The 14,319-nt window shown below is 39.2% G+C and carries 11 protein-coding genes; 4 read left to right on the plus strand and 7 right to left on the minus strand.

Features of this window, described 5'->3' with window-relative positions:
• The first annotated feature begins 14 nt into the window (after window positions 1–14).
• Window positions 15–1,652 (plus strand): Ig-like domain-containing domain, encoded by a 1,638-nt coding sequence (locus tag B9Y87_RS11075; RefSeq protein ID WP_317045131.1) that lies wholly within the window; start codon window positions 15–17, stop codon window positions 1,650–1,652.
• Here the strand turns inward: B9Y87_RS11075 and B9Y87_RS11080 are convergent.
• The gene (locus B9Y87_RS11080) at window positions 1,636–2,406 is read right to left on the minus strand and encodes an amidohydrolase (RefSeq protein WP_085499019.1); all 771 of its coding nucleotides are present in this window, start codon (window positions 2,404–2,406) and stop codon (window positions 1,636–1,638) included. The genes B9Y87_RS11075 and B9Y87_RS11080 overlap by 17 nt on opposite strands.
• A gap of 122 nt (window positions 2,407–2,528) precedes the next feature.
• Window positions 2,529–2,999 carry an ankyrin repeat domain-containing protein gene (locus B9Y87_RS11085; protein WP_085499021.1) on the minus strand — a complete coding sequence of 157 codons (471 nt, stop codon included), beginning with the start codon at window positions 2,997–2,999 and terminating at the stop codon, window positions 2,529–2,531.
• A gap of 330 nt (window positions 3,000–3,329) precedes the next feature.
• Between B9Y87_RS11085 and B9Y87_RS11090 the strand changes: the two genes are divergently transcribed.
• Both B9Y87_RS11090 and B9Y87_RS11095 read left to right on the plus strand, forming a co-directional pair.
• Entirely contained in the window at window positions 3,330–5,525 is a 2,196-nt protein-coding gene (locus B9Y87_RS11090) for a PAS domain-containing sensor histidine kinase (protein ID WP_085499023.1), read from the plus strand.
• A 149-nt stretch (window positions 5,526–5,674) separates the two neighbouring features.
• Complete coding sequence (locus B9Y87_RS11095) at window positions 5,675–5,938, plus strand: response regulator (protein ID WP_085499025.1); 264 nt, start codon at window positions 5,675–5,677, stop codon at window positions 5,936–5,938.
• Between the two features lie 2 nt (window positions 5,939–5,940).
• On the opposite strand, the gene B9Y87_RS11100 is transcribed toward B9Y87_RS11095, so the two are convergent.
• Window positions 5,941–7,311, minus strand: coding sequence for a DUF5689 domain-containing protein (locus B9Y87_RS11100; RefSeq protein WP_085499027.1), 1,371 nt, complete (start codon window positions 7,309–7,311; stop codon window positions 5,941–5,943).
• A 41-nt stretch (window positions 7,312–7,352) separates the two neighbouring features.
• Entirely contained in the window at window positions 7,353–10,088 is a 2,736-nt protein-coding gene (locus tag B9Y87_RS11105) for a TonB-dependent receptor (RefSeq protein ID WP_085499029.1), read from the minus strand.
• Between the two features lie 121 nt (window positions 10,089–10,209).
• Between B9Y87_RS11105 and B9Y87_RS11110 the strand changes: the two genes are divergently transcribed.
• A complete protein-coding gene (locus B9Y87_RS11110) occupies window positions 10,210–11,253 on the plus strand; it encodes an endonuclease/exonuclease/phosphatase family protein (protein ID WP_085499030.1) in 1,044 nt (347 codons plus the stop codon).
• Between the two features lie 4 nt (window positions 11,254–11,257).
• On the opposite strand, the gene B9Y87_RS11115 is transcribed toward B9Y87_RS11110, so the two are convergent.
• From B9Y87_RS11115 to B9Y87_RS11125, 3 genes are all read right to left on the minus strand, one after another.
• Window positions 11,258–11,851, minus strand: a complete 594-nt coding sequence (locus B9Y87_RS11115; protein ID WP_085499032.1) for a 3-keto-disaccharide hydrolase — start codon at window positions 11,849–11,851, stop codon at window positions 11,258–11,260.
• Between the two features lie 110 nt (window positions 11,852–11,961).
• Window positions 11,962–12,420: a hypothetical protein gene (locus B9Y87_RS11120; protein ID WP_072860394.1), complete on the minus strand. Its 459-nt coding sequence runs from the start codon at window positions 12,418–12,420 to the stop codon at window positions 11,962–11,964.
• Between the two features lie 243 nt (window positions 12,421–12,663).
• Complete coding sequence (locus tag B9Y87_RS11125; protein ID WP_085499034.1) at window positions 12,664–14,313, minus strand: choice-of-anchor J domain-containing protein; 1,650 nt, start codon at window positions 14,311–14,313, stop codon at window positions 12,664–12,666.
• Window positions 14,314–14,319 lie beyond the last annotated feature (6 nt).

The following is a 14,319-nucleotide window of genomic DNA, read 5'->3' on the forward strand; positions in this document are numbered from 1 at the left end:
AATAAGTTGTTTCTTTGTTGAACATTTTCGTTATTGTTATGATTCAACGCATTTTAGGGTTCTTGTTTCTATTATTGACCGTTTCCGCCCTTATTCAGTGCGCGCGCAGAGGCACACCCACCGGAGGTGATAAGGATGTTACCCCTCCGAAGTTGGTAAAGGCAGAGCCTAAAAACATGTCCATCAACTTTAATACCAATAAAATCCGATTGTATTTTGATGAGTACGTTAAACTCAAGGATATTGAAAAACAACTTATTGTTTCCCCACCTTTAAAGTACACTCCCTTAATATCCCCACAGGGTTCAGCCAACAGATATGTGGAGATAATCCTAAAAGACACACTCAAAAAGAATACCACCTACACCTTCAATTTCGGCCAAAGTATAATTGACAACAACGAGGGCAACCCTTTAAGTTATTTTACGTACGTGTTTTCGACAGGGGACTATATAGATTCCTTAATGGTCTCCGGTGTGGTCAAGGATGCATTTAACAAGAATGCGGACACTTTTATTAGTATTATGCTTTACGAGATTGATAGTACCTACACGGATTCTACTATTTATAGACAACCACCAAACTATATTACCAACACACTGGACAGTACACCCATATTTCATTTAAAAAACCTTAAAGAAGGAAAATATGCCATGTTCGGGGTAAAAGATGAGGCCAAGAACAATATTTTTAATCAAAAAGTAGATAAAATTGCCTTTATAAAGGATACTGTAAGCCTCCCTACAGATTCTGTTTATTTATTGACCATGTTTAAAGAATTGCCCGACTACAGCGTTTCTGTTCCCAATTTTGCGGCGAAAAATAAAATTATTTTTGGGTATCAGGGCAATGCAAAAGATATATCGATTAAAGCCCTGAGCAACATTCCGGATACCGTAAAAACCAAAATCACCAAAGAGCGGGATAAGGATACCCTAAACTATTGGTTTACCCCCTTTAAGGCAGATTCACTGGTTTTTACTGTTGCCAATGATAAAGAAAACCTAATAGACACCTTTACCGTTAAGACCAAAAAAGTAGGCGTGGACACCCTTATAGTGCAGCCTAACCAACGAGGAACCCTAGAGTTTGGAAAGCCTTTTTACATTGGTGCCAACACCCCCATTACCCATATGGACAGTTCGAAGATAAGTTTGGCACGCAAGGACTCAACCCTGGTTACATTCAATTCAGTACTGGATACTATTGGCAACAAAATTGATTTTGATTTTGAAGTGGAGCCCAATGAGAATTACGCTTTGGAACTGCTCCCGGGAGCGATAGTAGATTTTTTTGAAACTGAAAACGACACCATATCCATTAACTTAACTACCAAAAGTTACGCAGACTTCGGGAATTTAAGACTTACCTTGGATGGGGCAGTCACCTACCCTTTGATAGTTCAATTAACAGACGAGAAAGGGGTTACGGCAAAGGAACTTTTCGCCTCAGAATATCAAGTCTTCGAATTCACCAATATTAAGCCGGCAAAATACCTGATAAGGATCATATTTGATAGTAACGGCAATCAAAAATGGGATACGGGAAATTATCTTCAACGAATTCAGCCGGAAAAAGTTACCTATTACCCAAATGCCTTGGAAGTTAGGGCCAATTGGGAATTGGAACAAACCTTTACACTTTCAAACTAAAATGGTCCCTATCTTCCAAAAACTTTAATTTTTCCCTTGCTTCGGAAATATGTCTTTTGACCAAAGTGGCATAAAGTATCTTTTCCTCTTTCGAAAACGCTATTGGTTCGCCATAGACATTGTTTACAGTGGAATGGCCGGAATAATTGTGTCCCGTATTATCCGTTCCAATCCTATTTACCCCTATTACATAAGCCATATTTTCAATGGCCCGCGCTTTTAATAGTGCGTCCCAGGCATTAACTCTTGGATGTGGCCAATTGGCAACATATATAAGTACATCATAATTCTCGGTGTTCCTTGCCCAAACAGGGAAGCGCAGATCATAACAAATAAGCGGACATATCCTAAAACCTTTATAGTCTATTACGATTTTTCTTCCACCTTTGTTATATATTTTGTCCTCACCGGCCAGTGTAAAGGTATGCCGCTTGTCATAATAACCCGATTTTCCATCGGGCTCTACAAACCAAAGTCGGTTATAATAATGCCCATCCTCAAAATAGACCATACTTCCGGTTAAGGCCACATTTCTTCTCCCCGCTTCCTTTTGCATCCATTTAACTGTTATCTCCCCTTCCTCTTTGGCTATATTCCAAGGGGTCATGGTAAATGCCGTGGTAAACATTTCAGGAAGTATTACCAAGTCTACCTCCCCGTTTAAGGTGTCGAGCTTTTTAGAAAAGTGTTCTCTATTCTTTGATGGATTTTCCCATTCCAGCGGAGATTGTATAAGCGCTACCCTAAGTTCCATTTTTATGTGCTATAGCTCTAATCAAATTATTTTTACGGATGATTCCAAATGACCAGTTTTTACAAATACAGATTCCCAATAATAATCCGCATGAACTGTTGCCTTGAGCCTTTAGCTCTATTCTAGGCCTTTTCCAACAAAGCCATTAGTGATGGCATTCCCTGCATTTTGGCATGATCAAAAGCGGTAAGCCCCCTTACGTCTTTGATCGTAGTATCTGCTCCCTTGTCCAATAGCATTTTAGCAATCTCCTCCCTATTGAATGTTGCGGCATAAATGAGACAGGTAGCCCCCATGGTATTGCGTTCATTGACACTGGCCCCCTTATCTATGAGTTTTTTGGCGGTATCTGTATAACCTTTAAAGCAGACACCCATCAAGGCCGTATTGCCAGAGGCATCCTTGGCATCTATTTTAGCACCCATTTCCAATAATAGATCGGTAATTTCCTCCTGGTCATAATAAGTGGCAAGAATAAGTGGAGTAGACCCCCTTTGATCTTTACTGTCCAAGAGCAGGGGATTCTTCTTCAACATGGCCCTTACCTCATCAAAGTTACCGTTTCTAATTTCGTTAAAGAAAAACTCGTTCATAGTTATATGCCATTAGTTAAATGTATAAAAAAACAATCACTTTAATAAAAGTAAAAAGTTTAATTCCCATTAAAACTCAAAATATACATAGCATACCCTGTAAAGTGCCATTTCTAGAAAAAGGAACAATACCTATACCAAATTGGTTCATAAGCATTTGTCATTTAGTTAAACTTGTTACAATAGCCCTAATTCATATTCAACTTGAAACTTCATGGAACCTATTCTATTCAGGAAATTGGATTTTTTGTTGGTATTTTTGCATTTTTTACAATTTATAGACATATTGCTACGTTTTCTTAATATATTCCCCTAAAAGCATACACAATTTTGAACACATTAACGCGTACGATTACTATAGAAGAAGCCCCTATAGCCATTGCCACATTAGATACCAACCTCTGTTTTATAAATTGTTCAAGCCCTTGGCGGCAAGAATTCATAACCAACGATAAAGAAATCTTTGGAAAGTCTTTTTTTGAGGTTGTCCCAAGCGCGCCTGCGGTATTTCGAAATATCTTGGAGAACAGTTTTTCTGTAAACGATAATATTGTTAGAGAACAAAAACATTTAATGCCGGATGGCAGCAATAAATGGTATCAATGGAGCATTAAAGCTTGGAAAGAAATAGACGGTACAATTGGAGGCCTTATAATAACCTGTACCAACATTACCAAAGTAAAACGCGCTAAAGATCTATTGATTGCAGCCGAAAATGTAGCCAAAATGGGAGGCTGGGATTTGGATATGATTACCAATACCATTCAATGGTCCAGAATTACAAAGGAGATACATGAAGTGCCCTTGGATTATATACCGAATTTGGAGACAGGAATTAATTTCTATAAGGAAGGAGAACATAGGGAAAAAATTACCGAGTTGATTCAAAATGCCATTACCACAGGAGAAGAATGGGATACCGAATTACAGATTGTTACCGCTAAAGGCAAAGAATTGTGGGTAAGGGCCAAGGGAATGCCAGAATTTGTCAATGGAAAATGTGTTAGACTTTATGGAATATTTCAAGATATAGACAAAAAGAAAAAAGCCGAAATCAAGAATGCCCAAATTAAGGAAAGGCTGGATCTGGCTACCGAAGTGGCCAATATAGGCATTTGGGAATACAATTTACATAAAGATGAACTGGAGTGGAACGACGAAATGTTTCCTCTATTTGGAGTAAAACGCAAAGACTTCAAGGGCAATTTCGAATCCTGGAAGGCCACTGTACATCCAGATGACCTGGAACGATGCCTACAGGAATTTGACATGGCAGTGTCCGGAATCAAGGATTTTAAAACCGAGTTTCGAATTGTCCATCCAGATGGCACAATAAAACACATTAAGGCCAATGCCGGCATTTTTAAAGACAATGAAGGAAAAATAATTAAAATGGTCGGGACCAATTGGGACATAACCAAATTGGTGAACACTCAATTAAAGTTGAACAAAAGTGAAGAATCTTTCAAAGGATCATTTAAGTCTTCCGCTGTAGGAATGGCATTGGTTGCTAAGGATGGTTCATGGATGGACGTTAATGACACCCTATGTCTTAGCTTGGGATATTCAAGAAAGGAACTACTTCAGCTTTCCTTTCAGGAAATTACACATCCAGAAGACCTTGAGAAAGATTTATCCCAACTGCAAAGGCTATTGGATGGGAAGATTAATAGTTATCAATTGGAAAAAAGATACTTCCATAAAAAGGGAACAATCGTGTACGTTGTCCTCACGGTTACGGCCGTAAAGGAAATAGAAGGTAATATTTCCCATTTTATTTCCCAGGTTGTAGATATTACCGATAAAATTGAAGCCCAAAAGAAATCCGAAGAATTCTTGGAATTGACCAAAAACCAAAATAATAGCCTTTTAAATTTTGCCCATATTGTTTCCCACAATCTACGTTCGCACTCTTCCAACCTTTCCGTGCTGTCCAAGTATTTAATAGAGGAGCAAGAGGAAAGTGAAAAAAGGGAAATTGAAACCATGATAGTCAACGCGTCGGAAAGTCTAAACGAAACCGTTGCACATTTAAATGAAGTGGTACAGATCAGCACCCAAGCCGAAGGACAATTACAGGATGTTTGTCTAAACAATATTGTTAAAAACGTAGAAAAGAACATTAGCGCCCTTCTACAACAGAAAAATGTAGAATGCCATATCTCCATAGACCAATCCATTAAAGTAAAAGGCATTCGTGCCTATCTAGACAGTGTTCTTCTTAATCTTTTTACCAACAGCATAAAATACAGCAGCCCCAATAGGATTCCTAAGATTACGATACAGGCCACCAATGCCGGGAAGTACATTATATTAAACTTTAGGGATAATGGACTGGGAATCGATCTTCAGCGACACGGAAAAAAGCTGTTCGGAATGTACAAAACGTTTCATCAACATGAGGATTCGAAAGGTATTGGGCTTTTCATTACCAAAAATCAAATAGAGGCAATGAACGGAAAAATTGAAGTGGAAAGTGAAGTTGACAAGGGAACACTTTTTAGAATCACCTTGGTTGCTGCATAGATATATGGCTATTTGAAAGTAGTTATATCATAGATGACGCTACTACTTTCCTTTATGGATTAAAAAAAACTCCGTGAGAGAAATAGATTTCTACAACACGAAAGTAGTAGTCCATAAAATAGGCAGGATGCCTTAGACGGATTTATAATATGGTTGCGGAAGGGATATCGCTTCCCTGCATTATTTTATTGGAGCTAAACATGCCCATCATGGATGGGTGGGAGTTTCTGGACGATTTTATTAAAATTCCGAATAACAGTACCAAAGCAGTACCAATTTATATTATCAGTTCCTCCATAGATCCAGGGTATGTAATCAAGGCCCAAGATTATAGGATGGTAAGCAATGGCCTAACAAAACCCATGAATTCCGCAGATCCGCTTAAATTACTTTCTGCTGGCGGCAACAACTAAATTTACCTGATACCCGGAGTAAAATTGTCCGGCGCATTTTGAGGTTCATTGATAGTTCCCGCTTCCCCAGAATCATTATAAATCGTCCATTCACTAGTCGTATAAATTGGATTGGCTTGCGAGACCTCTCCATTTCGAATTGCCCTGCCGTCTTCAAATTCGTGGTTGGTACCAGACCCATCTTCACCAATAACTCCAAAAATATCTATTACAGTCCCAAAAGGATCCACCAATTCCAAATTATCATCACCGTTGGAATCTGCCGGACTATTTATTGAAACACCATGATTGGGAGGGAAGCCGTAAACGCTTTCAAACTCTGAGGCATTAGGTGAAATAACAAAGGTAGTATTGCCTTCAATTATGAATCCCGACAAATTTAAGGTAGAACTAATTTCCGTATTATCATTGGTGTACCTTCTTAAAGTCCAACCCTTTAAAGAAAGGGGTTCCGAATCCGAATTATAAAACTCAACAAACCTTGCTCCCGCATTGTTATCCGGATCTGCCAATTCCGATATGAAAATTTTTGTTGAGGTAAATTCATCCACCAAATCCTCACATCGAATATCCGTAAAAGTAATATCCGAGGTATCCCTAATTACCAATTGATAATCCATATTGTCCTTAATTAAAACTCCGGTTATGGTTCCATTACCGTCTGGCATAAGATGGGCCTGAAAATCGGAATACCCACTGTTCAGTAGCTCAAGTTCCAAATCTTCACAATTGGTCAAGGTCCTTATCGTTTCCTCCTCCTTTACAGCAAAGGTCAGTCCCAATTCAGATGATAACATTTCCATATTGGTAAACTGCACCAAGGTGCTTATCATAGAATCATCCAACTCATTAACACCTAATTTTTTTGGCTGGGGCAAACCCAATGGATCACAGGAATTAAATAAATGTTTCCCAACTACGGCAGCAGGCAATCGACCTACCGCGGGGTTGCCAAAAGCACTGAAAACCCCACCCAATTTAAATACTCCTTTACTCATTCCCAAATAAAGTCCTTTTGCCTTAATAAGGATCTTAGAGCCCACTTCATAAAACAAATGTGAATCCCTAAGGTCAATTTCCAATTGCAGACCCTGGCCGGGATCGACAAGATGGTCTTGGATGTGCAATGTTCCGAAAAAGTTACCGGCCAGATCTGACGATACCACATAACCCTCTATAACCCAATCTTCCTGAATCTCAATCAATTCATCAACGTAAAGCGCCTTTAAATCTCCAATGGTATAATTGGCCTTAAGATCCGATACACAATCGGATTCGGGTGTGTCAAAATTTTTATCCTTAACACAGGCCATTATAAGGCATAATCCCAAAAGGGCAGATAGACATATACTATTTTTGGTCCTGAAAATCATTGAGCCATTACTTTTATCCAGAATAAATATAAAAGTGAATATTAAAAACTAATCGCAAAATTTATGAAATAGGTGCGTCCAAAGCCATACCAATATTTAGCAGCAAATGAGGGGTTACCGCTTAAATTGTCCTGTTGTAATTGTCCAAAATTTCCGTTCCTACTTTGCTCGTATCCCCCAGTTCTAAATACGGTATCAAATACATTATTGATACTTGCAAAAACACTAATATACCTACCCTTTTTCAACCACGATTTGCCTCCGACCATATTCAACAAATAAAAATTATCCAATTTATTTTGGAACAAAAGGCTTTCCACATTTTCCTCCGTGGCATCAGGAAATGTAGTACCTGTTTCTGGATTCAAATAAAAACTCTGAGTTCGAGTTATCGTAGAAATACCGGCATAATTATTACCCAAATAATTGGCCGTAGCCCCTATCCACCAATATTTGGGATCCCGGTATTCCACCCCTAGGGCAAAAGCCTTTTGAGGACCTTGGGATAATTTGTAATCCTTCACCTTTGCAACTCCTAAATCTATATTGCCTTCAGGATTAAGGATATCTTCCTCCGCTCCTGCCGTATCAAAATTTATGGTTACATAAGGATCACTGGCATAAAGATATTTGCCTACGGAAGCCACCAAGGATAATTTCACCGCCGATGAAAGTTGGTACTCCAATCCTAGTTCCGTCCCTAAATGAAGCTCGTCCAAATCCGTAAGGACCTCTTGTACAAAATCACTGCCTACCCCTGCATCCACAAAGAAAAAATTAATATCGGTAATATTCTGAAATCGCGTATAATAGCCGGATAAACGCCCTGTTAAATTAGGTAGTCTTATATAGTAGTTAAGGTCTGTTGTTGTTATGGTTTCACTCTGAATATCATTTACCAACTGATTGTTCTCCCTAGGATTTATAAATACATTTTGATAAACAGGGGGTTTGGTCAAATACGCCCCGTTTAAAGCAACCCAATGCCTACCGCTAAACTTATAAGTATATCCCGCCTTGAATCCAAAGTTCGAAAATTCAAGTTCTCCACCCTTTCCAAAGGAGGTGTTCAAAAAACGTTCGTTCCTAAATTTACCTTCCCTTTGGTAGTTTGTGGATGCATAATTAACCCCCAAGAACCCCTCCCATTTCGGATACCTTAAATTAATTTGGGCAAAGGCATCATAGACTTCAGCTTTAATATTATAATGGTAATTGAATAGGTTGGATGTTACTTTATTGAGACCTCCATCCAAATCATTTTTTGTATTGGAAAATGGGTCTATGTCCTCATGATATTCAGCACCTAACAAATCGTTGATTTCCGCATAGTTATCAGAGTCCAAATTGGTATAATGTCCGCCAAAATCAATTTTGAGATGGTCATTTAGGGTGTAATTGCCAATGGTGGCTACATTGAACTGTAGGTCCTTATAAGTGTCATCGTAGTAAATATAGGCCGCTTTGCCTTGCAGGGACAAACTGGAATTTGCCTGGTACAAATTGTTCCAATTTAATTGGGGATTTTCCAAGAAGCCCTCTTTGGCCATATTGGCGGCTATAAAATTGGCTCCAATAGGACTATTAATGTAATAACTTGGCAAATACCTATAATAAGTTTTATCTGGATTTGGAGAATTATAGTATCCCAAACGGCCTTTGGAAATGGTTCCAAATTGATAGGATACTGCCGTATTGAGGTTCAGTTTTTTTGAATTATAATAATGATTGAACATGAAAATGGGTTCCACAATTTTTCGTTCCCTGGCGTTTCTAATTTTGCCATTCTGAGTGCCCCAATAAGGATTATATGTCTTTCCTACCAGATGAAAAACCTCTTCAGTAATTGCGGAAGAACTTCCTCTGCGGTTATGAGCCCATATACCTGTTAGGTTGATGCTATGTGCGTCATTCCATTTATATTCGACAGCACCAAAAAGAGAATAGGCATCGTACAAGGTTCCATCAATATATCCCTCCTTAGCCCACCTCCTGGAGGCCGACACACTGTAATTGATGCCCTTTTGGCCTGAGGAATAGGTTGCCATGATTCGACCTGCATAGGTTCTATTGGATGCCGACGAGGACAATCGCATTCCTTTTCTAAAAGAAGATGGCCGGGTATTAATATTGGTAGTTCCCAAAATACCTCCAAAGGAGTAATCCGAAGCCTGTAAACCATAGGAAAACTCCTGATTTCTTGTTACATCGTTAAGGCCGCCCCAATTGTTCCATTGAGGACGTCCGTCCATCAATTTGTTCATAGGAATGCCGTTTAGAAGGATAATACCATTTTCCGAACCGTAACCCCTAACACGAAAAAATGCCTGACCAAAATCGAATGCTGCCCTACTTAGAAAAATATCCTTAGTGGCCTGCAACATGCCAGATGTCATTGAAATACTTTCATCTTCCAACAGATCGGCATCTGTTAATGTTATTAAATTGTCCGTTTTTTCCTGAACAATATCACGATCCAAATAGATAATTCCCAAATCCAGATCCCCTTTGTCCATAGAAATGGGGATTCTTTTAATTAGATAATCTTGAGCGGTAATGGATAATATATAATTTCCCGACTGTTTTAAAGAAATCACAAAACTCCCATCCATGGGATCGGGTTGTACTGGAGTGGACCCTAAAATTTCAATTTTGGCATATTCAATGGTTTCCTGGGTAACCATATCCTTTACAAAACCTTTTACGTAATAGATTTCCTGTGCATAACTCCAGATGCCTTGCAGGAGAAAAAAGGATATTGCCAAACCATTTTTCATTGATAAAGATGAAATATTTTAACAATTTGGTTATAAGATATTAATAATTGACAGATTATTCTTAATTTATTCCAAGAAAAGTTAATATATAACTTACAATATTTAAGTAATTATGTAATCCATGAGTATTCCCTTCACCTTATTTGTGGCTTTTTTTACAATTAGTGGGGTGCTGTCTCAGGAGGCCAAGACCTATAATATAAGGACCGTTGCCTTTTACAATTTGGAGAATTTATTTGACACTATTAACGACCCGTTGACCTTGGACGACGATCGCACCCCGGAAGGAAAGGACAATTGGACCACGGAACGATATGATGAAAAAATATACAATATGTCCAAGGTATTATCGGAAATAGGCAGTCGCGATTCCCAAAACTCCCCAGACATTATTGGATTGTGCGAATTGGAGAATAGACAGGTAGTTGAGGATTTAACGAACCATCCAACTCTTAGGGAAAAGGACTATGGAATAATTCATTTTGATTCGCCGGACGAACGGGGCATAGATGTGGCCCTTTTGTATAAAAAAACTGTGTTTCTCCCCACATCATTCGCCAGTCTGAGACTACTGCTCACTAATGAAAACGAATATAGGGATTACACTAGGGACCAATTGGTAGTTGGTGGCATTTTAGACGGGGAAGAAATGCATTTCATTGTAAACCACTGGCCTTCAAGAAGCGGAGGGGAAGCAAGAAGCAAGCCTTACAGAATAGCCGCAGCCCGACTGAACAATAAAATTATAGATTCCATTACGAAATTGAATCCGGAAGCAAAAATCATCGGCATGGGAGATTTTAACGACGACCCTATAGATGATAGTTTAAAAAAAATCCTGAAAACCAAGGGAAGTCTCACAGACCTTGAAAATAGGGATCTTTATAACCCCATGGAAACACTCTATAAAAAAGGAATCGGCTCCTTGGCCTATAGGGACCAATGGAACCTATTTGATCAAATATATTTCACCGCCAACATTACCCATGAATCGCCTGGCCGATATCGTTTCTGGAAAGCTGGAGTGTACAGTCCTTCCCACCTAATTGATAAAAAGGGCCAATACAAAGGATATCCCTTACGGACCTATGCAGGCGGAAACTATATTGGGGGTTACAGTGACCATTTCCCAGTATACATCCACCTGATTAAGGCTATAGACTAAATACCTATTGAGGAAGTACAATATTGATATTTCTCCACTTTACCTTTATTCCGCCACCGTCATGTATCTGAAGGGCTATGGAACCTTTACCTGCTCCAATTTTATCGTCCGTAATGCTTACCATTTCCGTACCATTGAGCCAAGAAGTCAACTTATTCCCAGAAAGCTTAATCTTCATCGTATTCCACTCCCCTTCCTTTAGTACCTTGTCCTTTTCCGGATCGGGCTTAATTAGCCAACCCCTACCATAGGATTCGTAGACACCTCCCGTATCATGACCAGGGGGCGCAACTTCTACCTGCCAACCACTAACTTTAGTGCCATCTACGGTAGACCTAACAAACACGCCGCTGTTCCCATTGGCTTCTTGCTTAAACTCCAAGGTAAGTTCAAAATCATCGTAATATTTATCGGTGGCCAAATAACCATATTGTTTGTCCGGCCCACTTTCAGAAACAAGCAATCCATCTTCCACGTACCATTTTTCAGTCCCATAGACCGTCCAGCCCGATAAATCTTTACCATTAAAAAGGGATATTTCCTGAGACACCCCAGGTATGGCCATAAGTGCCAAAACAATTACTACTAAATTTTTCATACGGTACATAAATTTGGTTTATGATATATTGTTACTATTAATTCGCTGAGATCAATATAGTTACCCATAGGCCTACTCGTGTCCCAATAAACTTAGCCTTTCAAATACAATTAATTGAGCCATTGTGCCCACGGAATTCTGCTAAGGATAAGAATCAATCCCAAACCGTAAAAAATGGTAATGGTCTTAAACTTTCTTTTTCCTTCCAAGACTTTCTTGTGCTTGGACCAGCCAACCGTTATAAAGACAATGGCAATAATATTAATAAAGGGATGTTCTACGGCCAATAAACGGGATGCCGAGTTTAATCCACCCATACCCAAAGTTTTAATGGCATTCAAGCCATTGGAAGACACAAAATAGAGTACTAGGCCCACCAAAAGTTGTAGATGTGATAAAATTAGCGCAAATAGACTAATTCTAAAATCCTTTCTAAGAGTGAAATCCTTATTTCCTGTCCATCCCAAAATACCATTGGCCACGGCTAAAAATAATACAGCCAATACCACATAGGCAAAATAAGAATGTAAGGCGAGAATCCATTGATGTGCTAATCCGTAATCTTCCATAGTTTATATTTTAATTTATAAATGTAAGGATTTTTGGGAATAAAAAAGTTTATCAAAGTAGGTGATTATTTTTTGGACATATTAATTTCATATTATTCCATGTCCCCCTAAAAAGATTATCCCCCCCTTACTACACCCTTTCAGACAAATATCCAACAATGGGCATAACATCATTCAAATCGATGCATAAAAAAAAGGCCTCTGCCATTTAATTTGACGGAGGCCTTAATATGATATTATTTCTTAATTAAGAATCCAGGTATCCCCACTTTTAATCAATGCGAGGCTTTCCTCTCCAGAGGATCCATTATAGATCAAAAATGTGAATACATATTTTTGTCCTTCAGCCGCATTTGGTGCGAGATCCTCCAAAAGTACAGCAAACGCTTCAGCCAACATTTCATTGCTCCAATAGGCGGCATTCCCAACTCGCCTATCAAAGTTGCCATAGTTGGACGCGCTAGAGGCAGCATCAGGATATTTAGAGGCCAAGGCAGCACCAATAGTTGCATAATCATTGGAAGCTAGCGTATATCTAATGGTATTATCCGGAACCCAAACACCGTTGTCCAATCCAAATTGGAGGGTAGTGGCTATAACTGATTGGTGTCCTGTCCATTCGCCATTGCCAAAGGTATACAGATTCCCTCTCCTCTGAGCTCCTGAAGAGCTGGAGAAATAATCATATATTACAATTAGTTCATCCTCTTCCTGTGCATAAGGAAATTTCAATTTCAAGAATGTGCCCAAGTAGTTATCTGGAGAAATGGAGCTTCCAAAAGTATCATTTTCGCCAGGCTGTCCAGATCCTGTCCCCATGGAATTAAAATCGGCCGAACTTAAATAATAAAGTCCAGAAGAAGGCTCCCAGGCACCTTCAGTGTAAACGAAATAGTCGCCTTTTTGATTCGTGGCGCCAGTTACCCCTATGGTTTTTAGCATCATTTGATTAATTCTCCAACGTCCGGCATCGGTGGCTGTTGAGGTGTAGTGAAACGCAATATTAATGGATAGACCATCATATGCTGAAAAATCATAATCTTCGGATACAATAAAGTCGTTGCTATTTCCTGCTGGCGTATTGGTCAAAACAATTTCATTCCAAGTAGCTGTTGTTACATCTCCACTATAATCGGTAGCTACCAAAATCTTCATCAAGGAAAGATCAGTGGCATAGTTAATGGCCTGACTAATTTGAAATTTCACATCGCTCTCCCCACTTAAATCGATGGTTGGGGAAACCAACCAATCATCGTTTTCCTGGGCCCCGCCGTCAAAACCGTTGCCCTGAATATAGGCAGCTTCCGAGGTCCAACCTTGAGCGCCGACAACATCGGTAATGGACCATCCTTCAAAACTACCAACAAAGTCATAATCCACAATACTAGCAAGGCCTATAACAGGATCATTGATATACTGATTATATTTTGCAAGTACAATCTGTCCTTCTTCAGGAGAATCTATTTCCGTTTCCAAAATATCTCCCAAAAACTCCTTTGGATCTACATTAGGATAAAAACCTAAGGCATCACTTCCTGCAGCCTCATAATCTGTCTTGGTAAGCTCATATACGTCAGAACCTGAATAATCGCTGATTCCTTCAGCAGATCCTACATATAAATTATAACCCACCAAGGCAGAAGAACCCTGGCCCCAAGCCGGATACTTTGACTTTAGCAAGCCTGGCAACAAGGTTTTGGCTTCTTCTTCAGAGTCAAAATTTCCAAAATTCTTGTCCAAGTCATCGTAATCATCATCAGTAAGGGTAAATTCTACCTCGCCCAAAACTTCAATTTCACTTGGACCTTGCTCGTCGTAAATATCTTCCATGGGATTACAGCCAGAAACCACCAACCCCAGAATAATTGCTGTTAAATAAACTATATTTTTCATTTTTAT

Source organism: Arenibacter troitsensis (assembly GCF_900177645.1).
Classification (GTDB): domain Bacteria; phylum Bacteroidota; class Bacteroidia; order Flavobacteriales; family Flavobacteriaceae; genus Arenibacter; species Arenibacter troitsensis.